This is a genomic window from Allopseudospirillum japonicum (assembly GCF_900108915.1).
Lineage (GTDB): Bacteria > Pseudomonadota > Gammaproteobacteria > Pseudomonadales > Halomonadaceae > Pseudospirillum > Pseudospirillum japonicum.
This window is the reverse complement of the sequence record NZ_FNYH01000002.1, coordinates 23,261-49,611: the sequence shown is the minus strand read 5'-3', so window position 1 is coordinate 49,611 and position 26,351 is coordinate 23,261. Positions and strand designations below refer to the sequence as shown.

The 26,351-nt window shown below is 44.8% G+C and carries 25 protein-coding genes and 3 tRNA genes; 9 read left to right on the top strand and 19 right to left on the bottom strand.

What is annotated here, in order from left to right; genetic code table 11:
- Positions 1-84 precede the first annotated feature (84 nt).
- The 9 genes from BMX05_RS02555 to flgA all read right to left on the bottom strand — a co-directional run bounded on the left by BMX05_RS02555 (position 85) and on the right by flgA (position 7,741).
- Entirely contained in the window at positions 85-1,683 is a 1,599-nt protein-coding gene (locus BMX05_RS02555) for a methyl-accepting chemotaxis protein (protein WP_093308400.1), read from the bottom strand.
- A gap of 207 nt (positions 1,684-1,890) precedes the next feature.
- Positions 1,891-3,069, bottom strand: a complete 1,179-nt coding sequence (locus tag BMX05_RS02550; protein ID WP_093308399.1) for an HD-GYP domain-containing protein — start codon at positions 3,067-3,069, stop codon at positions 1,891-1,893.
- Between the two features lie 124 nt (positions 3,070-3,193).
- Positions 3,194-3,997, bottom strand: a complete 804-nt coding sequence (locus tag BMX05_RS02545) for an oxygen-binding di-iron domain-containing protein (protein WP_093308398.1) — start codon at positions 3,995-3,997, stop codon at positions 3,194-3,196.
- Between the two features lie 147 nt (positions 3,998-4,144).
- Entirely contained in the window at positions 4,145-4,933 is a 789-nt protein-coding gene (locus tag BMX05_RS02540; RefSeq protein ID WP_093308397.1) for an oxygen-binding di-iron domain-containing protein, read from the bottom strand.
- A gap of 322 nt (positions 4,934-5,255) precedes the next feature.
- A tRNA-Lys gene (locus tag BMX05_RS02535) sits at positions 5,256-5,331 on the bottom strand.
- Between the two features lie 10 nt (positions 5,332-5,341).
- A tRNA-Lys gene (locus BMX05_RS02530) sits at positions 5,342-5,417 on the bottom strand.
- Between the two features lie 45 nt (positions 5,418-5,462).
- Positions 5,463-6,359, bottom strand: coding sequence for a 23S rRNA pseudouridine(2605) synthase RluB (gene rluB, locus BMX05_RS02525; RefSeq protein ID WP_093308396.1), 897 nt, complete (start codon positions 6,357-6,359; stop codon positions 5,463-5,465).
- Positions 6,360-6,532: 173 nt separating this feature from the next.
- Positions 6,533-6,850, bottom strand: coding sequence for a flagellar biosynthesis anti-sigma factor FlgM (gene flgM, locus BMX05_RS02520; RefSeq protein WP_093308395.1), 318 nt, complete (start codon positions 6,848-6,850; stop codon positions 6,533-6,535).
- Between the two features lie 177 nt (positions 6,851-7,027).
- On the bottom strand, positions 7,028-7,741 hold the full coding sequence (gene flgA / locus BMX05_RS02515; RefSeq protein WP_177166753.1) for a flagellar basal body P-ring formation chaperone FlgA: 714 nt from the start codon (positions 7,739-7,741) through the stop codon (positions 7,028-7,030).
- A gap of 264 nt (positions 7,742-8,005) precedes the next feature.
- On the opposite strand from flgA, the gene BMX05_RS02510 reads away from it, so the two are divergent.
- Together BMX05_RS02510 and BMX05_RS02505 are read left to right on the top strand one after the other, a co-directional pair.
- Positions 8,006-8,950, top strand: a complete 945-nt coding sequence (locus BMX05_RS02510) for a chemotaxis protein CheV (RefSeq protein ID WP_093308393.1) — start codon at positions 8,006-8,008, stop codon at positions 8,948-8,950.
- 138 nt (positions 8,951-9,088) lie between these two features.
- The gene (locus BMX05_RS02505; RefSeq protein WP_218138967.1) at positions 9,089-9,931 is read left to right on the top strand and encodes a CheR family methyltransferase; all 843 of its coding nucleotides are present in this window, start codon (positions 9,089-9,091) and stop codon (positions 9,929-9,931) included.
- Between the two features lie 2 nt (positions 9,932-9,933).
- Here the strand turns inward: BMX05_RS02505 and BMX05_RS02500 are convergent, their stop codons facing one another.
- Both BMX05_RS02500 and BMX05_RS02495 read right to left on the bottom strand, forming a co-directional pair.
- Positions 9,934-10,713 carry a methyltransferase domain-containing protein gene (locus tag BMX05_RS02500; protein WP_093308392.1) on the bottom strand — a complete coding sequence of 260 codons (780 nt, stop codon included), beginning with the start codon at positions 10,711-10,713 and terminating at the stop codon, positions 9,934-9,936.
- 125 nt (positions 10,714-10,838) lie between these two features.
- Positions 10,839-11,798, bottom strand: coding sequence for a porin (locus BMX05_RS02495; RefSeq protein WP_177166752.1), 960 nt, complete (start codon positions 11,796-11,798; stop codon positions 10,839-10,841).
- Between the two features lie 755 nt (positions 11,799-12,553).
- Between BMX05_RS02495 and BMX05_RS02490 the strand changes: the two genes are divergently transcribed.
- A complete protein-coding gene (locus tag BMX05_RS02490) occupies positions 12,554-12,874 on the top strand; it encodes a Rieske (2Fe-2S) protein (protein WP_093308390.1) in 321 nt (106 codons plus the stop codon).
- A 136-nt stretch (positions 12,875-13,010) separates the two neighbouring features.
- On the top strand, positions 13,011-13,670 hold the full coding sequence (locus BMX05_RS02485) for a SanA/YdcF family protein (protein WP_245710425.1): 660 nt from the start codon (positions 13,011-13,013) through the stop codon (positions 13,668-13,670).
- A 76-nt stretch (positions 13,671-13,746) separates the two neighbouring features.
- Here the strand turns inward: BMX05_RS02485 and BMX05_RS02480 are convergent, their stop codons facing one another.
- The 4 genes from BMX05_RS02480 to flgK all read right to left on the bottom strand — a co-directional run bounded on the left by BMX05_RS02480 (position 13,747) and on the right by flgK (position 18,881).
- The gene (locus BMX05_RS02480) at positions 13,747-14,214 is read right to left on the bottom strand and encodes a hypothetical protein (protein ID WP_093308389.1); all 468 of its coding nucleotides are present in this window, start codon (positions 14,212-14,214) and stop codon (positions 13,747-13,749) included.
- A gap of 91 nt (positions 14,215-14,305) precedes the next feature.
- On the bottom strand, positions 14,306-14,611 hold the full coding sequence (locus BMX05_RS02475) for a hypothetical protein (RefSeq protein WP_093308388.1): 306 nt from the start codon (positions 14,609-14,611) through the stop codon (positions 14,306-14,308).
- Positions 14,612-14,691: 80 nt separating this feature from the next.
- Complete coding sequence (gene flgL, locus BMX05_RS02470) at positions 14,692-16,785, bottom strand: flagellar hook-associated protein FlgL (protein ID WP_093308387.1); 2,094 nt, start codon at positions 16,783-16,785, stop codon at positions 14,692-14,694.
- A gap of 17 nt (positions 16,786-16,802) precedes the next feature.
- The gene (flgK, locus tag BMX05_RS02465; protein WP_093308386.1) at positions 16,803-18,881 is read right to left on the bottom strand and encodes a flagellar hook-associated protein FlgK; all 2,079 of its coding nucleotides are present in this window, start codon (positions 18,879-18,881) and stop codon (positions 16,803-16,805) included.
- Between the two features lie 217 nt (positions 18,882-19,098).
- Here flgK and BMX05_RS02460 point away from each other — a divergent pair, with 217 nt between their 5' ends.
- Entirely contained in the window at positions 19,099-19,770 is a 672-nt protein-coding gene (locus BMX05_RS02460) for a metal-dependent hydrolase (RefSeq protein ID WP_093308385.1), read from the top strand.
- Here BMX05_RS02460 and BMX05_RS02455 read toward each other — a convergent pair.
- Entirely contained in the window at positions 19,761-20,582 is an 822-nt protein-coding gene (locus BMX05_RS02455; RefSeq protein ID WP_093308384.1) for a TlpA disulfide reductase family protein, read from the bottom strand. The two genes, BMX05_RS02460 and BMX05_RS02455, sit on opposite strands and share 10 nt — an antisense overlap.
- A gap of 16 nt (positions 20,583-20,598) precedes the next feature.
- Positions 20,599-21,483, bottom strand: a complete 885-nt coding sequence (gene dsbG, locus BMX05_RS02450; RefSeq protein ID WP_177166751.1) for a thiol:disulfide interchange protein DsbG — start codon at positions 21,481-21,483, stop codon at positions 20,599-20,601.
- Positions 21,484-21,639: 156 nt separating this feature from the next.
- Here dsbG and BMX05_RS02445 point away from each other — a divergent pair, with 156 nt between their 5' ends.
- On the top strand, positions 21,640-22,482 hold the full coding sequence (locus tag BMX05_RS02445) for an ATP-grasp domain-containing protein (RefSeq protein WP_093308382.1): 843 nt from the start codon (positions 21,640-21,642) through the stop codon (positions 22,480-22,482).
- Positions 22,483-22,531: 49 nt separating this feature from the next.
- On the opposite strand, the gene BMX05_RS02440 is transcribed toward BMX05_RS02445, so the two are convergent.
- Both BMX05_RS02440 and BMX05_RS02435 read right to left on the bottom strand, forming a co-directional pair.
- Positions 22,532-23,779 carry an ammonium transporter gene (locus BMX05_RS02440; RefSeq protein WP_093308381.1) on the bottom strand — a complete coding sequence of 416 codons (1,248 nt, stop codon included), beginning with the start codon at positions 23,777-23,779 and terminating at the stop codon, positions 22,532-22,534.
- Between the two features lie 39 nt (positions 23,780-23,818).
- A complete protein-coding gene (locus tag BMX05_RS02435; RefSeq protein ID WP_093308380.1) occupies positions 23,819-24,157 on the bottom strand; it encodes a P-II family nitrogen regulator in 339 nt (112 codons plus the stop codon).
- Positions 24,158-24,676: 519 nt separating this feature from the next.
- Between BMX05_RS02435 and tpiA the strand changes: the two genes are divergently transcribed.
- From tpiA to BMX05_RS02420, 3 genes are all read left to right on the top strand, one after another.
- The gene (gene tpiA, locus BMX05_RS02430; RefSeq protein ID WP_093308379.1) at positions 24,677-25,444 is read left to right on the top strand and encodes a triose-phosphate isomerase; all 768 of its coding nucleotides are present in this window, start codon (positions 24,677-24,679) and stop codon (positions 25,442-25,444) included.
- Between the two features lie 90 nt (positions 25,445-25,534).
- Positions 25,535-26,062 (top strand): preprotein translocase subunit SecG, encoded by a 528-nt coding sequence (gene secG, locus BMX05_RS12930; protein WP_218138966.1) that lies wholly within the window; start codon positions 25,535-25,537, stop codon positions 26,060-26,062.
- Positions 26,063-26,199: 137 nt separating this feature from the next.
- Positions 26,200-26,286: transfer RNA gene (locus tag BMX05_RS02420), tRNA-Leu, on the top strand.
- Positions 26,287-26,351 lie beyond the last annotated feature (65 nt).

Below are 26,351 nucleotides of genomic sequence, written 5' to 3'. Positions count from 1 at the left end.
TCATTTTTATAGAAATTATATTTTGTGCTTTGCAACATAGCGCAAGCCTAGCATCCTTGCTGATTAAACAAAAGTCTTAGGTGCTTAAGTACGGAACTGACTGATAAGTCGGGCTAATTGCTGTATTTCTTGTTCTATTCCTTGGGTTGCTTTGACCACATCCCCCGCATCCAAGCGCGTTTTATGCGCCAGCTCGGAAATGTGCACCACACGCGCATCTATTTCATCTGCTGCCTGCGTTTGCTGTTCAGCTGCGGCAGCAATTTGCTCATTCATTTGTGCCATCGCATCTACCTCTGCAACCAAAGCATGAATGGCAGCCTGGGCTTGTGTAGTTAGACCTTGATTCGCTTGCGCCTGTTCTGAGCTGTGTGACATCGAAGTGACCGCAGCTTTAGATTGCATTTGCAGACTTTGAATTGTTTGGCTGATTTCTTGGATGGAGCTTTGCGTTCGCCCAGCGAGGGTACGGACTTCATCTGCGACAACCGCAAAACCTCGTCCTTGCTCACCAGCGCGCGCTGCTTCAATAGCAGCATTTAAAGCTAATAAATTCGTCTGTTCTGCAATCCCTGTGATCACCTCAAGCACAAGGCCGACTTTACTCGTTTCTTGTTCTAACTGGTATAAGGTTTGCGCCGTATTTTCCAATTGTGCTCCCAGTTCTCGAATATAAGTTGCGGTGCTTTTCACCACCTCTTCCCCTTGGCTTGCTTCTTGGTCTGCTTTCTGTGCAGAATCTGCCGCTGCTACCGCATGACGTGCAACTTCTTGGATCGTTGCACTCATTTGTGTCATGGCACTCGCAACCTGATCAATATCCGCATATTGCTGTGCTACGCCGGCTTCCGTGTGCTGAGTGGCTTGTACCACCTGCTGCACATGGGATTGTGTACGCACAGCAACCTCATTGACAGCGCGCAACATATCCGCAACCTGAGTTACCATCTGGTTATAGGCTTGAAACATCTGACCAATTTCGTTTTCTGCATACTCAACACGCAAACGCTGCTGAAAATCGCCCTGTCCCACAGCCGCCATGGCATGGCGCAACTCTTCGATTTTATCCATGAGTAAACGCATTCCAAAAGCACGCCCAAGTACCACCAGAACTAAAATACTTAGCACACAAGCAAACGCAAGTAGCAATTGTGTGCGCATAATCGCATTAGCTGCCTCCGTCATCATAACTACAGCTGTATTCATTTCTTTAAGAATTCGGGGAGATTCGCGAAAAATTTGTTGCTGACCTTGATCCGAAGGCGCCTGCACATAAGCAAGCAGCAGCTCGCGATAATCCTGCCATAAGCGCCCCACTACCGCCATTTGTTGTAGAATGTCCTCATCTGTTATCGGGTTCATTCCTTGCTGCGTATTGCCTTGAATAATATCTTGATGCGAACGATCAAACATTTGCATGGTAGCTTGTAAATTACTGGTATTTTCTATATTGACAGCCACTAACAAAGCTTCTTTGGCCATTTTTTGGCTGAGCATACGCTGGCGTCCCGCAATATTAATTGTTTGCGGATTAATTGACATACTTAAATAAAGGGCGATACCAGAAGTTGCCGCTAATAAAAAAATTAATGCATAAGAAAAGATAAATTGGCTATTTAGTGTTTTAAGGCCAAATAGACCTAATAAACGATTAATAACACGTGCACACCAAGTATAAAGCATAGGAAGTACCTCAAAGAAGAGTGCCAAGCTTGTTGGGTGGGTTGGCCTTTAGAAAAGAAGTACAAATAGAGCAAGTCTCATCCTTTGAGTCAAATCAAAGGATATACTTTATTTAGATCAAGGGCTAGATAAAAGCCGTTTCATCTATCAGAAATCAGCTTATTATCTAGTATTCCTATGCATATTCACTTATTAGCAATTATTTAATTAGGCTTCTGCCATGTGACGAATTTCTATCGCGCCAATGCCCCATAGCAAGGCGGGATTGATTTTTAACCGCTCAGTGACAGCAGCTTGAATATTAAAGCCTTCTGTACTGGTGTTACGACGACGAGGTGATAAAAACAAATCGCCATCTGGTTTACGAATACTTGCCACTAAAGGAGATTTAGGATCATCTGTCCGCCCAACCACAACCGCAAGCTCACCATTTTCTAGACGGACATAAACGCCTGGTGGGTATAAGCCCAGCTCTTGTAGAAACAACATAGTGAGTTTCTCATCATATACTTGGCCACGCTTAATAAAAAGCTCTCTTAGGGAAAGGCGATGGCCAATGGCTTGACGATAAGGACGCGGGGTAATCATGGCGGTATAAACATCTGTTAATGCGATAATACGCGCTTTTACCAAAACATCATCCCCAGATAGCCCTCGCGGATAACCAGTACCATCAAGCTTTTCATGGTGTTGTAGTATCAGCTCTAACCAGAGATCATTTTCCACTCCTGCCTTACGCAAGATAGCAACGCTTTGCTGTGGATGTTTATTAATCACACGACGTTGCTGCTCATTAAGTGGATTGCGTTGCATATGCAATTTGCACTGGTAAGGATTCATAGCAATGTTACAAGTTAAACTTGCCGCAAGTAATGCCAAACGTTCTTCTTGTTCTAACTCCAATCGGGCCGCAATCAGCTCTGCCAGTACGGCCATTTGCATTGGGTGATGGATATGATAGGGATAATTATCAGATAAATGCACTGCACCTAATAAAGCATCCGCGTCATAATAACAAAGCCCCTGAATATGCGTACAAATATCGAAGATTCTTTTTTGTACTGCCCCTTCAGGCGGTGTATCTTTTTCTTCAATATATTTAAAGACTTCTTCAAGTTTTAAGCAAAGCTCATCAAACTCAGCAAAAGGATTTACTTTGCGCCGATAATGAACAGGTTTAGGAATTAAGTCTTTAGGATCTGGGAGAATTTCACGTGCATATAAGCCGACTTTGAGCAAGATTTCGCGTTGGCGTTCAGAACGCACGACTGTGCCTTTAGTCAGTAATAATTTACCGAATTCATCATAAATTGACCAAGCAACAGGTTCATTTAAGACTATATCTTCATCGCGCAACGCAGTGAGTTCAAAATCACGCAGCATCATGATGGTTCAATCCTTTGTATTACCCATGGAGCACTTTATTCTTCGTAGATTCCCCCGTAAACGAGGTCTTCTCTAGAAGTGCCCTTTTTCATGATTTCAGTAGGGCACTTTAACCATGCATTATTTAAAATCTTTCATTAGCATAAATTTGTTCTGCATAGTCTCCGCCACATTTTAGGTCGCGGAACCAACTCAAAAACTGCCCGACTTGCTCACCGGCATAAATTGCACCATGTTGCGGCACTATCATGCGGATAGGCAATTTTGCAACTCGTTCCGCCCACATACGGCATAAGCGGTTACTATGCATATAGCGCTTATGAAAACCTGCGCAATAGTGTAGATGCTGCTGGAAATCTTCGACAAATAAATAACGCTCGCCATGTGGAAAAATCGCTGCACCTATATCACCGGAAAACAAAATTTGCGAGCGTGAATCATAGATACAAAAATTGCCCTCACTATGCAAAAAATGCGCAGGAATCATTAATAACTCATCACCACTATTGAGCTTAATACGTACCCCACCATCAGGAACAGGAAGCACACGGCTGACATCTTCTAAGCCAAAGTGGGAAACAAAATGCAGCCATAGGCGTGAAATTAATAGCTCTGCATCCGTGGCTTTCATCCAATAAGGAATCGAGGAACATACATCTGGATCTTGGTGCGTGGCAATGATGTAACGCAGTTGGCGCGGATTCACATAGCGAGCAATATTTTCTAATACATGGTGGAAAACATAAGTCCCACCCGGATCAAAAAAATAGCCTTGATCATGATTGAGGATCAAACACTGGTTGGTTTGCACAAAGGATTCTGTACCTTCTTCCTCCTCCCAACCAAACCAAATATACTGGTGCTCATCATCTTCGTAGAGGATACGGCTGTCTTCCAGCTTAGGTGTTTTTGTTATCGTATCTTGCATAGACTAGACTCCTTGATGGCCTTAATTCACAGCAGGGCCGAAATCCCTGTGTTGATCCTCAACGTTTAGGCAAATTTTAGGCCAAGCTAGCCAGATATTTTTAAAAACCACTGATTCGCTCTCAAAATACCGGCTTGCCTTACTGACCTAAGGGTGTTGTGCGTTGGAATGCATTCCATAGAACTGATCTAAAAGATCCGTACCACACTGTAGTTGCTCTAACCATCCTAAAAATGCCGGAATATGCTCTTTAGGGATGATAGCACCATGCTGAGGTACGATCATTTCCACCGGATATTGACGCACCATGTGTACCCACTGGCGCAAGGCCGCGTTATTACTCATATAACGCCGGTGAAAGCCTTCCATATAGCCTTTATGTTTTTCCCAATTATCCATCATCAGATAACGCTCACCTTTGGGAAACACAGCCGCGCCTATATCACCAGAAAATAAAATACGTGAGCGCGTATCATAAAAACTGAAATTGCCTTCACTATGTAAAAAATGCGATGGCAACATCAAAATAGCATCACCACTTGGTAATTTGACCTGCTGCCCACGATCAGGGATGGGGATTAAACGTGACGGATCACTAAACCCAAAGTGGGAAACAAAACGCACCCAAAGACGAGAGACTAGTAAATTAGCGCGTGTTGCTTTTAACCAAAGTGTAATCGAGGAAAGCACATCAGGATCTTGGTGAGTTGCCAAAATATAGCGGATATTATCTAAATTAATATATTTGCTAATTTCGTCTGCAACTTCAGAGAAAATAAAGGCCCCACCTGGATCAAATAAATAGCCGTTATTGCCGTTCATCACCAAAACTTGGTTCGATTGCACCAGACTCTCTTCTTCCTCTGGAGCTTCCCAGCCAAACCAAATGTATTGGTGTTGATCGTCTTCATACAAAATCTTGCTGCGTTCAACCATAGGGGGTCGCAACTCCTTGCGTTGTCTGAGTCAATAAAGGGCCTCAATTCGAAAATATCCCTTGATACATATCACTTGGGATACATAAAGCGACGGCCTTACGCACAAAAAAGTCGTAATGACCGATTGAATCGACTTTGCCTTGCGAATGAATTGATCTATAGCAAAAAAAGTGCAAATATTACATTTACTTGCAATTTCTTTCCTAATGTCACTTGAATAAAGCCTGTTCAAAAGGCCATCTAGAATAATAAGGCAAGGATGGGTTGAGTATACAAACAGCAAAAAGCCGAGTATATAAATACTCGGCTTTTCAAGAATTTGGTGGGTCGTATAGGATTCGAACCTATGACCAATTGGTTAAAAGCCAACTGCTCTACCGACTGAGCTAACGACCCTAAGGCAATTTGGTGGGTTGTATAGGATTCGAACCTATGACCAATTGGTTAAAAGCCAACTGCTCTACCGACTGAGCTAACAACCCCCTAAACGCGGGGCGTATAATAACCAATTGAGCCAAAGATGCAAGTTATTTTTTAGGTTTTTTTCGTATACCTGAGTTTTTACCCGTATTTCGCGGTGATTTTTCAGCAGCTAAAGAGTGTAACGCAGGTCGTGCACGTCGTTTTACATGGACTTCTTTTACCTGAGTTGGCGTCAGTCCCACTAACTGCGCCAACGAGTTAGTTTCCTCTAAGCTCAACTCCGCCCATTGGCCTAGCTTTAAACCACGCCCCAAAATCACATTTGCATAACGTACGCGTTTTAGACGACTGACCATCACGCCTTGAGATTCCCACAAACGCCGCACTTCGCGATTACGTCCTTCCGCTAAGACCACATGAAACCAAGTATTCATTCCTTCACCGCCTACAGCTTGCACCCGAGTAAAACGTGCTAGGCCATCTTCCAACATCACGCCTTCTTGTAATCGCTGCAGCATTTCGTCCGTCACTTCGCCCATCACACGCACTGCGTATTCACGTTCAACTTGCATGGAAGGATGCATCAAACGGTTAGCTAACTCGCCATCATTAGTAAATAGTAGTAAACCACTGGTATTAATATCTAGGCGTCCAATCGCAATCCAGCGTTCTGCTTGTAAACGTGGCAACGCATCAAACACGGTCCGGCGGCCTTCGGGATCTTTGCGGGTCACCAGCTCACCTTCTTGTTTATTGTACATAAGTACACGGCGCTGTATTTGCTCAGGCCATTTTAGTTTGACGCGACGCCCTTTCACACTGACCTGATCTTCCTCAGTAATACGATCGCCCAAGGTTGCTACTTGGCCATTTACTTCGATCTCTCCGGCACTAATCCAAGTCTCCACCTCACGACGTGAACCCAACCCCGAACGTGCGAGCACTTTTTGCAGTTTTTCATTCACTTTAGAGGGGTGAGACCCTGTTTGCTGAGCTGCCATAAGTTCTATGCCTATTCAGTCGTGTGATTAGAAAAAAGATAGTCCCACAAAAAATAGCCCACCCAAAAGATGCTGCGAGCATCGTCTAGGTAGGCTACCAAGGAGCACATCGTAAAACCTATACTTAAGTAGAATCGACTATCTGAGGTTCAGGCGCACTCATCCTTTAGTGCTTAGGCCTCCAACTGAGACTCAAAGCCTACGAGGTTCGCGGCAAGTTTTTGATAGTCGACTTGATAACTGCCATCTGCTAAAGCAGAGCGTATTGCTTGCACTTTAGCCTCGTTAAAGGTTTCTTTGCTTCCCTCGCTACGCCCCAGCGCCGCAAGGTTACGTGCCTCCTGGCTGAGTTCAACACGATCAACCACTTGGCTGGCGCTTGGGGAGGAGGGAGCAGTTGCCTGCTTATGTCCGACAGCATCACTTGCTGATACACTGCGTATGCGTGTATTCAGCTGTGTGTTGCTCAGACCATAGAAGTCAATAGCCATAACCTTACCCCAGATATTTAAGAAGCATTGAATCGATCACAGTTACTGCCTATATCGGCGTACAAGGTGAAAACTTAAATCATATATTTTTACGTCATCAAGCGATTTTACTGCCTTATCTTTCGCTTAAATCCTGCAAAACTTGACTTTACGTAACCAAATGTAAATCCAGATGCTTTATAAAATAACTTCTACCACACCGGGGCTACGAATAAAGGCCCTAATTATACGACCAGAATTGAGGTTTTTCACCTGAATTTGTTCATTTAAGTAACCATCTTCTAAAGCTTCGCCTTTCATTTTAACTTCTAATAAAGCATTGCGTGCTAGGATGGTGACCCTATCACCCTTTTCTACGACCAAAGGGCGTTCTAATTGCACCGCTTTAAGCACATCACCTTCACCTATGGGATAACGTGTTTTTAATCCCACAGCATCTGCAATCTGGGTAAAATATCCATGACGCAAACGGTTCAGATCTTGCATACGGCGAGCAAGATGTTCTTCAGTTAACAAAGTTTGTTTAGGCAAGGAGCGTTTCGCCACGACCACAGGGGCTAACGCCTGAATATAAACGCTTACATACACAGACCAACTTGCATTGGGACAGCCCACTTTAAAGGTGGTACGCCCTTGCCACTTGTCCTGTTGATTGTTAATCGTTAAACGATCTAAACAAGGATCAAAAGATAAACGACTATTTAACCCACTGATTTTGAAATTATATTCACGTTCTGGGTAAGCTTGTTTTTTTTGCTCTAATGCTTCTTTAATAAAGAAGTTTAATTCTTCTAAAATACGCTCGCTATCTGTGGGTGTAGAAATTTCCATTTCTATACTGTTAGCCGCTTGTGCCCAAACACTGGCAAAACCTAGACTCAGTAAGAACACAAGATGATACCATCTTTTGACACTTTTCGCGGATAAACAAAACATTTAGCTTTCCAATGGGTTAATCCTAAGGTGAGTGATCGCTCGATAATCAAAAAATTTATGTACGCTTATAGTTGGGTTCAAGGCTTATAGTCAGGTATAGTCATCTTGCTAATGCAAGGCCTATTTATACTGACTTGTAACATGCACGTATAGATTTAAGGTGCCTTCTATCGTGTAGCTAGACTCTGGGTGAATTTAATAACTAGGGACATTTATCTTATGTCTGATTCAGCAGGTAAACTTTCCAGACGTGCCCGCCTTGTTGGTGGCAACCGCATGGAGCTACTCCTGTTTCGCTTAAGAGGCAAGCAGCTGTATGGTATCAATGTTTTTAAAGTGAAGGAAATTATCCCTTGCCCGCCATTAACTGCTATTCCAAATCATAATCCCATTGTGCGTGGTGTTGCTCATGTACGCGACGGGACTATCTCTATCATAGATATGGGGATGGCCATTCGCCAACCAGCAATGGAAAACCCACGTACCCATGTGGTCATCATTACTGAGTACAACCGACGTATCCAGGGTTTTTTAGTACAAGCGGTAGATCGTATTATTAATGTGGATTGGGCTGATGTGCATCCACCGCCTGAAGGTGTAGGCCGTAATAATTACCTCAGTGCGGTCACCGAGGTGAAAGGCGAGCTCATCGAAATTATTGATGTTGAAAAAATCATTGATACGGTCAATCCAATTGAAGGGCGCATTTCTGAAGGTGTGATTGGTGAACAAATTCGCGCGGTCGCACCACGTTACCATATTTTACTCGTTGATGATTCCTCTGTAGCACGTCATCAAGTTGAACGTTGCCTAGACGAAATTGGTATCCAGCGAACGAGTTTGTCTAATGGCAAAGAGGCGCTCGAATTTTTAGAAAATCTTATCCAAGAAGGGATAGATATTAACCAAGAGTTTTTAATGCTGATTTCTGATATTGAAATGCCCGAGATGGATGGCTATACCTTGACTGCAAAAATAAAACGCCATCCGCAAATGCAAACTTTGCCGGTACTTTTGCATTCCTCACTTAGCGGCATTTTCAATGAAGCCATGGTTAAAAAAGTAGGTGCGGATTATTTTCTTGCCAAATACGATGCAGACGAGCTTGCTAATCATGTTTTGGACCGTATTCGCCAGCTTGAAGGGATTCCACAGGATGCATAAATAATAAAAATCCCTAGTAAAGTAGTCATACACGCAAACTAGGGTATCATAGGCGCAAATCGCGTTAGTCTTCTTAGATTTAGGTTGCATTTTGCCAGCGCAAAAAAGCAGTACCTAACCCAGCAGATGGTTCAAGGGATGATGTCCTATAAACAAGCTTATTCGCAGCACGATTACGAAGCCTTTCGTAAGTTTCTGCAAGATGCTTGCGGTATTCTCTTAGGAGATAACAAGCAATATCTTGTCAGTAGCCGCCTTGGCAAAATTATGGCGCAAAATCGCTTATCTTCCTTAAGTGAACTTGTGCAAGAATTACAACGTAATCCACGTTCTCCCTTACGCGAGATCGTGGTTGATGCCATGACTACCAATGAAACCTTATGGTTCAGGGATATTCACCCTTTTAATATCCTCGAACATAAGGTCTTGCCTGAACTCGCGCCTAAATTAGGTGCGCAACCTTTACGCATCTGGTCCGCTGCTTGTTCTACAGGACAAGAACCCTATTCCATTTCTATGGTATTAGAGGAATATAAACAAAAGCATCTTGGCAGCTTACGGGCAGGCGAGCGTATTGTAGCAACGGATATTGCCGCTTCTGTGCTCAATAGTGCACGTAAGGGCGAATATGAAATGCTGGCGATTGGACGCGGGCTCTCACAAGATAAGCTAACTAAATATTTTGATCAAACAGCCGCAGGGCGTTGGCAAATTAAAGCGAATATCCAGCGCCGTGTTGAGTTTCGCTTATTAAACTTGCTGCATTCTTATTCGTTGCTAGGCAAGTTTGATGTAGTTTTTTGCCGTAATGTTCTGATCTACTTCTCTGCTGAGCTTAAGCGGGATATTTTACAGCGTATCCACGGCACCTTAAAGCCTGGCGGCTACCTCTTTTTAGGGGCTTCTGAAGCCTTATCCAATATGCCAGAGCTATACGAAATGGTGCAGTGCCGTCCTGGCATCATCTACCGCGCTAAATAAATCTAAGGATGGCGGGCGCTAACGTGTACATAGCGCCCTAAACGCCAAAAAGGCTCTTGTTGGCAGTATTTTTCTTCCAAAGCATATACCTGTGCTAATTCCTCTGGTGTTGGTTGTTTATGGCGTAAATAATCGTGAAACACACGTACACCAGTTACCCCTAGAATATCTAGCTCCCAAGCAGCTAACCAAGCCAGTACCTCTTGCGGCTCTTGCGGATGTGTCGGCGTTAAACGTTGACGCCGACCCGAACCAGCAAGTTTTTCCTGCCATGCTTTTTGATAATTCCCCTTCACAATATTAGAAAATAATAAGGCATTACGGTTAAAAAACATTAACGAAAGATAGCCTTGCGCTGCCATAAGGGGCAGAGCTTGCTGTAAGGTCACTTGTGGCTCAGCTAGCCATTCCAAGACAGCGTGACACACGATCAAGTCATATTGCCAACATTGTGCTTGTGCATAAGGTACAAAGCCTTGAATATCCGTACAATAAAAGCTTGCTGCTTGCCAAGGATGTTGTTGACGCGCTTTTGCGAGCATATCTTCAGCGGGTTCCACCAAAGTCACTTCATGGCCTAGGGCATCTAGCCAAGCTGCTATATGCCCTAAACCTGCACCTAAATCCAAGATTTTTAGTGGTTTATTGGTATTTAAGGGCAATTCCGCTTGCATACGCTGTTTCACGATTTGCAAACGCAGCTCACCTTTGCTCGAAGCATAAATATTGCGTGCAAACTTAGGGGCTAACCCAGAAAAAATTCTATCTTGCTGCAGGCTCACAATGTTATCTCACAGTAGCAAAACGCAGAAAAGCCAACCCTAAACTAGGATTGGCTTCTCAATTTCGGGACATACGCTCGTAGCAAACAATAAAGTGCGTGCTACTTAGCGTTAAGCATCAGCGCTTAGAAGCTGTACACAGCACCTAAAGAAGTGGTGTCATGGTCATCTTCTTGGTCGAAGTATTCTACGTATACGTAGAAGTTTTCGCCTAGGTTGTAGTTAGCACCCAACAGGATTTCGTTGAAATCTGTGTTGCCTTGATCAACCTGCTGGAAAGTACCGTACATAGAACCGGCACCATAGTTGTACATAGCACCTAGCGCCATATAATCTGTGTCGTCAGCACCGTTTGGCGCTTCGTGGCGCTCAAACTTAGCATTCAGACCTAAAGCACCCATAGTGTAGCCAGCAGCTAAACCATAAGTGTTTTCTTTGTCACGGTTTTCGTTGTTGTCGTAACCCGCAGCAACATACATGCCGCCCATTTCGTACTTAACAACCGCTTCTACTGCAGTGCCGTCTTCAGTTGCACGCTCGTCAGCAGAACCAAAGTCTTCGCCATCGCCTTTCACTTGGGCAGCAAGTTGTACTTGCAGACCGTTAAAGCTTGGAGAGAAATAAGCAATGGTATCGCCTTCACGCGTATTCATTGCGCCGCTTGGGGCTTCTACTTCAGAAGGATCTACACCGTCTTGAATCGCATTGTTGTAGATAGTGTCGAAAGAACCTACTTGTACTTTACCGAATGCGCCTTTCACACCGATATAAGCTTGGTCACCGTCTTCCAAACCGTTTTTAGATTCGTTGTCTTTTTGCTCGTCCGCATCAAACTCGAACTCAGCCTTGAAGAAACCAGTCAAGCCGTTGCCGAAGCTGTGCTCACCTTTAACACCCAAGGTAGAACCGTTATCAGCTAGTTCAGATTTGCTCTCACCTACTTCTGGATCCGTGTTGGAGTAAACCAACTGGATGTTACCGTACAGATCCATTTTTGTGGTTTCATTTTTAACGATAGTGGCAGCTTGGGCGGAAGTAGCAGCCATTACACCAGCGATAGCAGTCGCTAACAGCGTTTTTTTCATTGCAATTTTCCTTTGGTTCTGTTGATTCGCTCTGCGTGGCGCAGAATCGGGTTTCTGAAGCACCGATGACAAACCGGGGTTCATTGAACCTAGCAGTTACACTTCAAACAGTCGCGAAGACTACTTTAAAACGCCAGCCAACGTAAGGCAATATGCTTTCATCTTGCTTTTTCCTAGTGGCTTGAGCTAATGAAAACAAATACCACCCGAATTTACCCTAAAGAATAAAATGATGGCATGGCGCGAGTCCGAGGGAGGCGGTCCCTCATAATTTATTACCGCATTCATTCACTGCCGCATTGCAAACTAGATTAACTAGGCATCTTGACAAGCCCATGACAGCTTCACATTTTGCTTAGTACATTTCGCATATGCAGCACATGCAAATACTGGCATCGGATTATAGTCACTTGGTTATGATTCGCAACACTAGATTGCGACTTCCTTCGTGATCTCTTGATCTAGCGCTAAGCAAACAGATTTTATTAAGCCAAGCAAGCCTGTATACGTAAAAACAATAGAAAGCAAGAATTAGGCCTATTTTTTATTTGTATCTCATGTTTTCGTTAAAATTTTATCTATGCATATCAAGGTATCACGCCTATCTCTAGGAGAAAGCGATTTTTGTGCTAGAGTAGCCGCTACCTAAAAACAGACACTTGCATCAAACCCCTATGATTTGCGAGCGTTTTGATGAAAAATGCACTGGATTTGTGCGCCTGACTTTTTGGATATGATTTATTAGAGGATAAACTATGCAATGGCATGATGTTGCACGCGAAAACTCTATAGCTTTGGGCGAATATGTTATTTGTGAACTTGCAGATGTTGAGGTGCTTGTCGCCAATATTGATGGCAATTTATATGCAGTAGAAAATACTTGTACCCATGATCGCGGTAGCTTAGAAGGCGCCTGTATTCAAAATAACGAAATTATTTGCCCACGCCATGGCGCGCGCTTTTGTTTAAAAACAGGTGCAGTGACCTCTCCTCCTGCATATGAAGATCTAGAAACTTATCCAATACGTATTTTCGATGGTCGTATTCAAGTAGGCGATCAAGCAAAAGAAACCTAAACGGTTATCTGACTGACTTTAAGGAAAGCCGCCAAGTGTGAAGCCTATAGCACAACTTTGTTTTTTGAAAGCTTGGGCCTTATTCAAGCTCATCATACCTTGGGGGCTAGTATTAAGCCTGTTAGCCCTTTTAGGGGTGGTATGCTTGAATGTTTGGCTCATTGTAGTCACGCAGACAGACTGGCAAACAGACCCAAAGCAATGTCAAGCTTCAGCTGTAGGTGTTATTTTCGGAACATCCAAATTTCTGCGTGGTGGTAGCGATAATTTGCACTACAAATACCGCTTACAATTAGCTGCCACCTTGTGGCATCAAGGACGCATCAAACATTTGTTAGTCAGTGGGGATAACCACACCCGTTACTACAACGAACCTATCACCATGTGGAAAGACCTGCAGACATTAGGCATACCCCGTCATGCGATGACGTTAGACTATGCAGGTTTTAGCACCTTTGATACTTTAGCGCGTGCCCGCGAAGTATTTCAACTCGAGCGTATGCTGTTAGTCACTCAGGCTTATCACCTACCTCGAGCCTTATTTATTGCGCGTCAACTAGGTCTGGATGCGCAAGGTTGTGCCGCCCAAGATCCGCCACGGGCGCAATGGTGGCCTGTGATGCTAAGAGAGATTGCTGCACGCACGGCCATGTTTGGTGATTTATATCTCTGGTCAAGACAACCTTATTTTCTCGGTGAGCCTGTACCCATTACTATTTCTGAAGACGAATCTTCCTTAGAAATAAAATCATCCGAAAACATACCGCCAGAAAGTAGACAAAAAAACAGCCCTTAAAAATATAAGGGCTGTAATGGCTGCCTGCTGTAAGCTCTGCACGGTGGTCTGGATCGGAACCACCGGCATCCTTGCATTAGTTTAGGGTCTCACAACTCGCTAAAGTTCCAGCGAGAAAGGCTTGCATTTGGGTTTTTTCTGTTTCCAAATGTTGCAGCATCTGCATCAATTCTATGTTTTGTGAGCGAATTTCTGAAGTAAGCTCTTGATTTAAAACAACTAATGCCTGATTGATATTATTTTGATAAGTATAAAATTCTTGCAAAACAGCTTGCTGCGGGCTACCAAATAAAGCTTTTAGATGGCTGACTAAAGTTTCTAAATCCTCACGTTCTAAATCAGGTGCCCGCGGACGTGTGCGCAAATGCTCACGAGCATAAAGCGTTAAACGCGCTAAATTTTGCTGACGCTGCCTTAATAAGGGAGCAAGCTGAGCATAGGTCTCAGGTTGCAAACGTGCCTTGTTATGCTCGATAAAGCTGAGGCTTTCTGCGAGTTGTTCTATCACTTCATTTACGGCAATCTGGAGTTCAGATAGGAGCATAAGACATGTCTCCCTAGTAAGGCGCTATAATATAAGCGCAACAAGGCATAAATATATCAGATCCAAAATAGGATAGAGGATCAAATTTAATTTATTGATAATAACGGCGAATAAGTTTCTGACCGCGTTGCATCTTCAAAAGTTGCGCTTGAGTATCTTTTTTGGCATGACGACTTTTATCAATCAATGCTTGCAAACGTGCTAAACGCTCAGGCACTTGAGGCTGCCAAGTTTGCATTAAAGCAACATCCGGTGGCTGACGCATTAAATTGCGTACTTCCTCATAAAAGATTTCTACTTGTGTGCGCAAAGCATCCCAATCCTCTTGCTCTGCAAGGCTTTCTAACGCATTGAGTTGGTGGGCCAACAAATCCCAAGTTTCCTGTGGATCACGCATAAAGCTTCCTATCTAGAGTGAAGGCATCCCAAGGATTAAAACTAACACACCTCACCGGCTGAGGCGAGGCGTGTTCTTGTTTAAATATAATCAAATAAATTCGTTTGCGTTAATTGAACATAGCTTTGTTGTGCTGCCTGTAATGCCGCATCTTGCATTTTAAAGCGTGTAATTGCAGACCCATAATCCAAGTCTTCTAATTGGGAGAGGTTATTTTTAATAAATAACTCTTCTTCTTCGTTGGCAGATTCAATACGTTCCACTGTATTTAAGCGTGCGCCTACATCCGTTTGCGTGCGCAATACTTGCTCAATTGCATTATCAATGTAGGTGAGTGTGTTACTCACTAGCGCTTTATCTGCATCGGATCCGGTAAAATTACCTAAGGTCGAATTTAAATCGCGGACAATATTAAGTAAATCCTTTTTGCCTTGACCATAATCTTCTTCCGTTAGATCAACACTGAGTGAGGTTCCATCTGTGATAGGGCCACTCAATTCGACCTGCATTCCTAAAAAGCCTAGCGTATTGTTTCCTGCATCCCAAGTGACATCATGGCGTACCTTGCCTGCTGGGTCGGTCAAAGTCAGCTCGCCGGCATCGACAATCCCATCCGAGTTCGCATCATTATAAGTCAGGTTATAAGCCCCAGGTAAAGCGTTGATAAACTGCTCAGAGGCAGAGCGAACCTCAAACTGGCTACTTGTCCCTGCCACAGGCCAGTTTGCCACTGTAAAGGTTTCGCCACCAAAAGAGACCAAATTATTCGTTTGATCCGTGCTAAAACCTGTCACTTCCTGCCCATAAGGATCTTTGAGGACAAAAGCACCTGCACCATTATTCGTTAGCTCATACTGACCTTCCAGCATGGTCAAATCGCGTGAGCCAACAATACTTTGCCCTGTTACTCTCAGCACAGCTTCCTCGGCGCTGATTTGTTTTTCCTTAAGCCCTGGTTGATTGCGCAGTTTAAGGGTAATTTGCTCGTTATTCGCAGGCGCTTGGTTCAGTTCCACACTGGCCAAAGCATCGCCGCCAGCATTTTCTAGCGTCACTTGCTGGCCACTCATAGAGATATTTAAACTAGGGTCTGCAGCCCAAGTATCCGTACTAAAGTCATAGCGTTCGGCACTCCAAACCCCAGCACTATGGGTAAGACGATAGTCGCCATTGGTCCAACCGCCATTATCGGCAGTGACCAAACTTTGCAGCTTGGTTTGATCTTCAATCCGGCTTCCTGCAACCTGTAATTGTCCATCAACTTGCGCGGCAAAGGTTTTGACTGCACCACCACCGAAGACATCCACCTCAAAACTATCACCATCGGCTGGTAAAGCATCTAGCTGGAGTTCCATGCCTTCAAAGGTGAGACTTTTACCACTTGGTGCCACAACCGCAGGGACTTCCTTGCCTGTGGCTAAATTAATGACAGAGTAATTCGCCGGAATCGCAGGAGACACACTGGTATCTTCCGTACGGTAAATAATTTTACGCTTCCCTGGGACGACAGTGGCATCTTCTAGTGTTTGTCGATTAATCACACTGAGTTTGACAATTTCCGCTTCGCCAACATTTTGGTTACTCACGCGGCCTTGGATGACTTTTTCATCAACGCGTGCATCTGTGAACAAATCTCGGCCTGCGTCTACAGATTTTACAAACACGCTATCGCTAATTTGCACAGTCCGCTCGACACTATCTCCCTGATATTCAAAAGTGCCATCTAAACGCTTTGCAAAAGGTTCTGTTGCTCCCTTGGTACCAGCAAAAATAAACTCACCACCTTCATTTTTGCTATTGAGCAGGCTATGCAATTCCTCAAGCAATTGGTTGATTTCCTTACCAATATCGCCGCGTTGGGCGCTATCATAAGTATCATTGTTTGCTTGTACCGTAAGCTCACGCACACGCTGCAAATTATCAATCACACTAGAGAGCACCGCATCCTCTTGCCTGAGGTTTTTATTCAGATAATTCACATTAGTCGTATACTGGGTATTAGCTCTTAACTGACTGTTTAAGTTAAGAATTTGTGTCGATGCGACTGGATCATCTGAAGGTGTGAGCACTTCTTTGCCTGAGCTAATCTGGCGATAAGTCTTGGTCAGCTCAGACTGCTGTTGCATAAAATTATTCACACTGTACTGCTGAATCTGATACGTTGATAAACGCATGGACGCTTACTCCTAAATTAACGGCCAACTGAGCTCAATAAAGTATCGAACATTTCTTTAGCTGTGGTAATCAAGCGCGCTGAGGCAGAATATGCCTGTTGAAAACGCAGCAAGTTGGCAGCTTCTTCGTTCATATTGACCCCAGCATAAGATTCGCGCAGCGCTTGCGTTTGTTGCAGAATTTTCGTGTCGGTTTCGCTTTCGATACGCGCTTCACTGGTACGCAAACCAATACGCTCAACGAGCTTAGAATAGCTTTGCTGATAAGTGACTTGATTATCCATAGTGCGTGCATTTGCCAGTTCCGCAAGACGCAGACCATTCCGGTTATCAGAAACCCCGTCCTGGTTATAATCAATACTAAAAGTGTCCCCAGTTGCTGGGCGTCCACTTAAAGTAATTTGGTAACCAAAATAACCCGGCTCGCCGGCTTCTGGTAAAACCTTATTTTGTGTTCCTGGAATAAATTCTAGATTCTCCAATACGGTGCCATCTTCTGTCACTATGGGTCCAGCACTTGGATTATTCGCATCAAGAATTTCATAATGGGTTTCGTCCACAAAACGTATCATTAACGGCTGCTTGATCTTGCCAGGAATCGAGAAATTATCAATCGGCTCATCATCAAATCCTGTGGCATCCAGCTGATGGATATCTTGCATATCTACCAAATCGACCGCACCTGTGCCCACGTTACTTTGGTTCGCTTCTACCCTTAAAGGTAAAGCGAGCGCTAACTCATCTGTGGTTTCAATCGCTAAATCAATATCGTCTGCTGCTGAACGCGTTGGGGAGATCAGATATTTGTCATTCCCTGCAGCCCCATTGAGCGTACTATTAATGGTGATTTTTAAACCATCCGCTTCAATCTCCAGTTTCTTCACTGTGGGAATACTAGTGGTATCTTGAATATAGTTATAACTTGCATTAATCCGCTGGCCATTTCTTTTATCATAAAGCTGAAATTGTTCTGGTGGATTAATTGCACGCAATTCATAATCTTTATCTGTTAATAAAGAGGAATCAGTGACTTCTACTAAAATATCTGGTGCCGGTTTACCCCGATTCGTGTCATAACCAAACACACGTGCCCGCTGAATATCTTCATGATTTAAATCCGTAAAGAAATTCCGGCCCAAATCATTGTTTAAATCCATCCCTTGTTGATGCAGATGGTTGAAGGTTTCTGAAATACTAATCGCCAAACGCCCAACTGCATTAATCGTCGGATCTATAACTTCTTCGCGAACCTTCACCAAGCCACCCAGCTGGCCACCGACAATGGAGTTAGTCACTGGAATGGTACGGTAATTGGTCACCAATTCGATCTCATAGCGCGAAGGATCAGCCGCACCACGGCTAAATTGCAACTGATTGGTTTGGTCGCCTAACACCAAAGCTTGCCCCATACCCACAGTCACATTGATGCTTTTATCGTCCTGCTCATAGACATCCACGCGCACTAATTCACTTAACTCACGTAATTTCTCATCACGTTTATCCAGCAAATCATTGGGCTGCTGCTGATTCACTGCGTACACTTGGCTAATGGCCGCATTCAAATCCGCAATTCCACGTGCCAGCTCGTTCACCTTATTGGTCATACTGGTAATTTGTGTATTAATACCTTCGGTTTGCTGAATCAAACGCGTATGCACTTCTTCCATCCGGTGAATTAAGCCTTCTGCTTGGCTCACCACCAATTGACGTTCCGGCTCAGAAGAAGGATTATTAGCGGCGGTTTGTACCGCATTAAAAAAACTAGAAATCCCTTGGCCAATTCCAGTATCTGCACTGGCTAACAAGTCATCAATTTGGCTAATTTGCTGCGTAAAAATATCTATTTCTTTCGCATTACTGGTATCCATACGCAACTGCTCGGACACATATTCGTTCGCCATACGGCGCACGCCATCCATGCCCACGCCTTTGCCGAGATACCCAAAGCCGTAATTTTGCGGATCGCGCGTGACTGTGATCACTTGCTGACGGCTGTAACCGTCCGTGTCCACATTAGTGATATTATGTCCTGTGGTCGATAAGCGTGCTTGGTTAGCAGCTACACCCGACAGCCCTATATTGAGTAAGCTTGACATGGGGTATCCTCGTGTAATCTTGAATATTTCAGCCAACGCGCAGCGGCCTATAAGCGGGTAGCCATTTGCCCAAGCGGGTGAGACAAAATCACTTGAGCAAGGATTAGACAAGGTATCGGCCAACCTAGGCGTATCTTAACCTTAGCGCACTTGTCTGCTTTGCTTGCTAAGATTGACGCGCGGCTTTTACGGTGAGAAGGAAAGGTGAAAAGGCACTATGGCAAATTTTAATACGCATCTTTCAGTGGCTGCCTTAGGTGGCGGTCTAGTGGCACTCTCAGGACATGCTCTTGGGGTGATGGATTTGGATGCGGCGTTCACTGCTTGGTTATTAACCACCTTAGGCGGCTTATTACCAGATATTGATTCCAAAAGTTCCAAAGTCGTCACTTGGTTATTTACAGCACTTGCTTTAATCACAGTGCTTTTGCTCTTTGAGGCGGTACGCACCTGGCCTTTATGGCAACAAGCCATGATTTTAAGCGCCGCTTTTGTCAGTGTTGCTTATGGTGCAAAACAAGTTTTTAGCCGCTTTACCGCACATCGAGGTATTTTCCATTCATTACTTGCAGGTGCTTTATTTGCTTTATTACAAGTCTTAGGTGCTTATTATATATTGGCACTTGAGGCCGTTGCCGCTTGGTGGCAGGGGGCTGCTGTATTTATTGGTTTTACAATTCATTTATTATTAGATGAAATCTATAGTGTGGATCTCACTAATATTCGTATTAAACGCTCTTTTGGCACTGCATTAAAACTTTGGGATTATCGGCGCCCACTTAATTCGATTTTTCTTCTTTTAATCGTTGCAGCTTTAGCTTGGCATGCCCCCTCACCGCAAGGGTTTTGGGGACAATTACAAAGTGTTTGGCAACTGGTTCAATCTTGAGTCTGTGCATATTCACGGATAAAAGTATCCAGATGCACACGTGATAGTTCGCCTAAATGTCGGTCCACCTGCTGACCTTGCGCATTAAAAAATAAGGTCATAGGTAAACCAGGAGCATTAAAGGCGTGCAAGAGATTTTGTTGTGGATCAAACCAAGGTTGAATTTCTAAAGCCTGTTGCTGCAAAAAATCAAGCACTTGGGTTTGAGATTCGCCTTGGTTGACAGTAATAATTTGGATTTTAGGATGCTGGCTTAGCTCTGCCAGCAAGGGCATTTCTCGACGACAAGGCCCGCACCAAGTGGCCCAAAGATTCACGACTGTCGGCTTAGCCGCTTGGGTGACCAAGGTATTTAAAGATGTCGCTTTACCTTGTAAATCATAAACTTGTAAGTTTTCTGCTAGGGTCTGCCCTTGATGGGTTGAGGACAAACTCAGTTGGCCAAATCCCCACACGCCCAAAAATAACATCATGGGTACACCAGACCAAGCAAGCCGAGTCCATAAAGGCCGCCAATAATACACACTCCATAATCCAGCTGCAGCGAAAGCCGCCCACCAATGGATACCGCCTTGCCAGACAAATAACAAACTCACAGGATCGGCAGCAAAACTCGGCCAATGTGCCCATGCAAAACTCAAACGCCCCGCGATAAGCGCACAAGCCAGTGCGCCATAGCTCCAGCGCAGAAAACGCCGATCCAAACGCGCGCCTAAAATTTCTGTACTAACCAAGGCAAGTAGTAATCCGAGGACAAAAAATACTTTTTCCCAAGGTAACATTAAGGGTCCTAATGTAATGGCCTCGCCCATATCACCTCCCGTTTAACTAGCGAAAACGTGCCAATTCAGGCGCACTTTGTGCTTGTTCTGGCAATCCAGTGATTTCAGGCAAGCGTGATAAACGGGGCATCCCACCTTGCTGTTGCAAACGCCCTTGCGCATCCTGCCATACAATCCCAGGGGTACCTTGTAAGCCCAAATCTTGCATCAGTTGCATATTAGCTTGTAGTGCTTGGCGCGCTTGATCATTCACTTTCGCTTCTAATAAGGCTTTCGGTGCCTTGCCAAACTCCTGCATATTTAAACGAAGTAATTCTAACGGCTTGGCAGCACTGAGCATGGCGGCTGCTTTTTGACGGCTATCGGGTCTGAGATAAGCTACCGGAATCCAACGCACTTCCAAGCCGAGCGCTACATAGGGTTGCAATGCCTGCCAAGCAAGGTGACAAAAAGGGCAATTGGCATCAAAAAAAACATACACAGGTTTGAGGGTTTCAGGTGCAATCTTAGCTAAAGCACTCGTATTCTGATTCGGATCTTTCTTTGCCTTTTCCAAGGCTTGTGCGCGCTCGGCAGCACTGGTTTTTTCACTAATAAAGCTGGATTCTGCCAAGTCTGCAAACGCAGGCTGAGGCAAATATTGACGCTGGTGGCCTTCGCTTAAATTCCGTCCACGTGCATCCCACAAAGGCCCAGCAACCAAAGTTTGTCCATCTTCTGTAGTGTAGAGAATTTTATAATCTTGCTCATACGCCATCACCCAACCTTGCAAGCCGGAAGCAGCAGCAAAAGATTCCTCCACACGCATTCCCTGATTCACTAAATGGGCAATGGGTTCAGGGAGCACAGACTGCGCCTGTGCAGGTAGAGCCCATCCAGCCAAAGCCACCAAAGCAAGGGGGGGAAGCTTGCGAGAAATAGAAATAAGCATATACATAAATCCTAAAAAAGAAATAACCAAACTTGGGGTATCAGATACATCAAAAATCACTAGGTTCGCTGCCCAGTTGCGCCCTATGATACGCAATTTCTGTTTGGACCACCGCAGCTGCGGTTTGTTAATCCTTTTTGAGTGTGTCTTCCCTGTATGAAGCTAATTTCTTTTGATGCTTTGCGCACGCTTAACTTTCCTGCTCACACTTATATTAAACCAGAGCTGTACCTTGCCCATTTAGAAGCGATCCAAGACGCTGACTGGTTACTTTTTCCCGAGTATTGGCAATTGCCTGCACTGCATTTTGCTTTAGGTGCTCGAATCTTTCCCAGCTATGCCAGCTATGCGCTTGGGCATTCCAAAATAGAAATGACACGGGCTTTTAGCGCCTGTGCTCCTGAGCATTTGCCTTTTACCTTAATCAAGGCCAATACGGATGAAAATGCTGAGCTAATTTGGCAACAAATGCCTTTGCCTTTTGTGGCTAAAATTCCTAAAAGTGCGCGCGGGCAAGGGGTTTTTTTGATTGAAACCCGTGCCGATTGGCAAGCCTATCTTGCCATGACCCCCTGTCTTTATGCGCAAGAATATTTGCCTTTGGATCGTGATTTACGCCTGATTGTGATTGGCCATAAAGTGGTGGGTGGTTACTGGCGCATTCAACCTGAAGGTGGGTTTCACACTAATATTGCGCAAGGTGGGCAGGTGATGGCAGGTACTTTACCTACAGCAGCGGTCGATTTAGTCGAACGTGTCAGTGCCCAGCTTGATATAGATCATGCAGGTTTTGATGTCGCTATGCTGGGCCAGTATCCTTACTTATTGGAATTTAACCGTATTTTTGGCACTCAAGGCGTACAGGATCTTTATGGGGATTTTAATCAGCATATTTTAACCTATTTGTTTAAACAAACTGAGCATGATCCTAGCTCACCTAACTCCCCCAATCGGCCCAGAGACGGCCGCAAGCGTCCTTGGTATCCCAACGCAGCTTAACAAGCATAAAAAAACCCAGCCTAGGCTGGGCTTTATAAGTGAATTTCACTTATTTTGTTGAAGTAAACTCAGGGTAAGCTTCCATACCACATTCAGCTAAATCAACCCCAGTATACTCATCTTCTTCACTAACACGTAAGCCCATCACAGCTTTTAAGATACCCCAGACCACCAAGCTAGCGCCGAAAGTCCACGCGAAGATACAAGCGATACCTAAAAGCTGAGCACCAAAGCTTGCATCTGTATTTGTCAGAGGTACCGCCAACAAGCCCCAGATACCCACCACACCATGCACAGAGATGGCACCGACAGGATCATCAATTTTCAGCTTGTCTAAGGTGATAATAGAGAAGACCACCAAAGCACCACCGAAGGCCCCAATTAAGGTTGCGCCTAAAGCGGTTGGGGTTAAAGGTTCTGCGGTAATGGCCACCAAGCCAGCTAAAGCCCCGTTAAGTGCCATGGTCAAATCCGCTTTCTTAAATAAGAAACGCGCAACCAACATAGCCGAAAGAACGCCACCGGCTGCGGCCGCATTGGTATTGACAAAGACGTTAGCCACTGCGTTCGCTTCAACCACATCAGAAACTTTTAACTCAGAGCCACCGTTAAAGCCAAACCAGCCCATCCACAGAATAAAAGTCCCCAAGGTTGCCAAAGGCAAATTCGCACCAGGAATCGCGTAGATCTCACCATTCGGGCCATATTTACCTTTACGCGCACCCAGCAAGAGAACGCCTGCTAAAGCGGCAGAAGCGCCTGCCATATGCACAATGCCTGAACCAGCAAAGTCGTTGAAGCCCGCAGCATCAAGGAAGCCACCGCCCCATTTCCAGTAGCCTTCTACTGGGTAAATCACAGAAGTCATCACTACAGCAAAAGCTAAAAAGGCCCATAATTTCATACGCTCAGCGACAGCACCTGAGACAATTGACATCGCCGTTGCAACAAAGACCACTTGGAAGAAAAAGTCTGAACGAGCAGAGTAATAAGGTGCATCTTCGCCACCGGCTAACACAGCTTCCGTGGTGTTTTCCGCGCCTAGCAAAAAGCCAAAACTCGGTAAGACGCCACCAGCATCACTGGAATACATAATATGGTAGCCAACGAGCAAGTACATAGTGCAGGCAATCGCAAACAAAGAAATGTTTTTTAACAAAATCTCTGTGGTATTTTTAGCGCGCACCAAACCCGCTTCTAACATGGCAAAGCCTGCAGCCATCCACATGACTAAAGCGCCACAAATCAAAAAGTAAAAGGTATCAAGTGCATACTTAACTTGGATAAGATCTTCCATCGTTAACCCTCCGGTTACTCAAGACGTGAGCTTTTTGGCTTATACAGCATCACTGCCACGTTCACTGGTGCGAATGCGTATGGCTTCTTCAATCAGAGAGACAAAAATTTTGCCGTCACCTATTTTGCCTGTATTTGCTGCTTGAGTAATGGCATCAATCACTTGTTCAACAAGATCTGCTTTAACCACCACTTCAATTTTCACTTTAGGAAGAAAGTCCACGACATACTCAGCACCACGATAGAGTTCTGTATGGCCTTTTTGGCGTCCAAAGCCTTTAACTTCTGTGACTGTAATGCCTTGAATCCCAATTTCTGAAAGGGATTCACGTACATCATCGAGTTTGAAGGGCTTAATAATTGCGGTGATTAGCTTCATGCCGCGGCTCCTTTTATCATTTAGAGGATGTCAAACTACGAAAAGTCAGACTGGCGTTCACAACAACGCTTTTAATCAACAACAGGGACTATCACTTTGCCCCGTTCGCCTTACCTCAGCTAATGCACCAGATATGCCATAAAAAATAAAAAACTTATTTATCAAAGTATTAAGTTTATTTTGTTCTATAAAAAAAGCGCTGTGCCTTGCTAAATTGGCCAGGTTGCGCTTTCAGTAAGCAAGTTTGCTGTACTAGCGCACCAAAAAAGCGCACCCTCATCGGCTTCATCGATTGCAGCGCCATAAGCGCACCGAATAAAGCACCCTCTTAGTGCATTTGCTCAGGCAAGACAATTGTAACCGAGGTATTTTGCAAACCTTCCATAGGCAAACAGTGGACAAAGTTGTGCTTCAAGGGGAACTTGGCTACCATGCACCCCCTTATACACAAGGTGTTTTAGGCGAACAGACACTCTAAAAGACACCCTAGATTGATGCTGATAGGTGGAAGATCAACTTATGCGCACACCCTTAGTAGCTGGCAACTGGAAAATGCATGGGCATCTCAGCGCGAATGCAGACTTATTAACCGCCTTAGTTTCTTGCGCAGATTTGCAAACTAAGGCCTTAGAAGTGCTTGTATGTCCACCAAGCATTTATCTTGCACAAGCACATAGCCTTTTGGCTGCAAGTGCGATTCAACTTGGCGCACAAAATTTCCATCCACAAAATCAAGGTGCCTTCACAGGGGAAATTGCCGCCCCCATGTTGCAGGAATTTGGCGTGAGCTACGCCTTAGTTGGCCACTCAGAGCGCCGCAGCTTATTTGCTGAAGACGACACTTTTTTACTTGCCAAATGCCAAGCGGCCTTAAGCGCACGCATTACGCCCATTTTGTGTGTGGGTGAAAGTCTTGAGGAATACGAAAAAGGCCAAGGTTTAGAGGTTGTCAGAGCGCAAGTGACCAGTGTGGTACGCGCCTTAAATCCTGAGGAGGTGCAGTCGCTCGTGATTGCTTATGAACCTGTATGGGCAATAGGCACAGGATTAACTGCAACACCTGAATATGCTCAACAAGTCCATGCAGAAATTCGTGACCAAGTTGCACATTGGTCAGAGCCTTCAATTGCTCAACAATTACGTATACTATATGGCGGCAGTGTCAAGCCTGAAAATGCAGCTGCGCTTTTTGCGATGCCAGATGTAGATGGCGCTTTAGTGGGCGGGGCTTCCTTAGATGCCGCTTCTTTTATCGCCATCTGTCAAGCAGCAGCGCATACATCCTAAGATGCCTTCGGGCGCGAGCATTGAATCCATCTTTTGCCCTCTAGTGGTATCTCTCAAGGACTAGAGGCTTTATCTGGTAGACCTTTGATTATGGAAACCCTAATTTTAGTAACTCACGCTGCCCTGAGCCTAGCCTTAATTGTGCTTGTTTTGCTCCAACAAGGCAAAGGCGCTGAAGCAGGCGCTTCTTTTGGTGGTGGTGCTTCCCAAACTGTCTTTGGTAGCCGTGGTAATGCCAGCTTTCTAAGCCGTCTTACCTCCATCCTTGCTGCTATTTTCTTTGTGACCAGCATCGGCCTTGCTTATATTGCCAAAGAACGTTTCGAGGCTGAAAACCAATCGCTCATTTCCGATGAAGTGGTCGAAGAGTTTAACTCTGCCTTGCCTGTGTTAGATGAAGCTGCAACACCTGCGACCTCGCCAGCGCAAGCTTTACCTACACTGGAAAGTCAACCGGAGGTAGACAACAGCCAAGCTGAGACCACCATAGACACACCACAAGCTTCTGCTGAACCAGTGACTGCTGATGTACCAGGCGCCAGTGATGTACCCGAGGCGGTTGATCAGACAAGCACGCAAGAAGAAGCCGCGCAGCCAACAGCACCTGCAACAGAATAGTTCCAAGTTACCCCTTAGCTTGGATTGGCATCCTGCGATCCAAGCTGGGGTATACCTCTTTTGTTCAGCTGGTTATTTTTTAAAAAAGACTAGACATCACAAAAAAAATCGCTATAATTCGCGTCCTAGTTGATCTAGCCGAAGTGGTGGAATTGGTAGACACGCTATCTTGAGGGGGTAGTGACCGATAGGTCGTGCGGGTTCAAGTCCCGCCTTCGGCACCAAAACCAAAGAATTGTCGTCTTGGCAAGTTAAGAGCTTACCAATGCCCTATCTAGAGACTTGACTC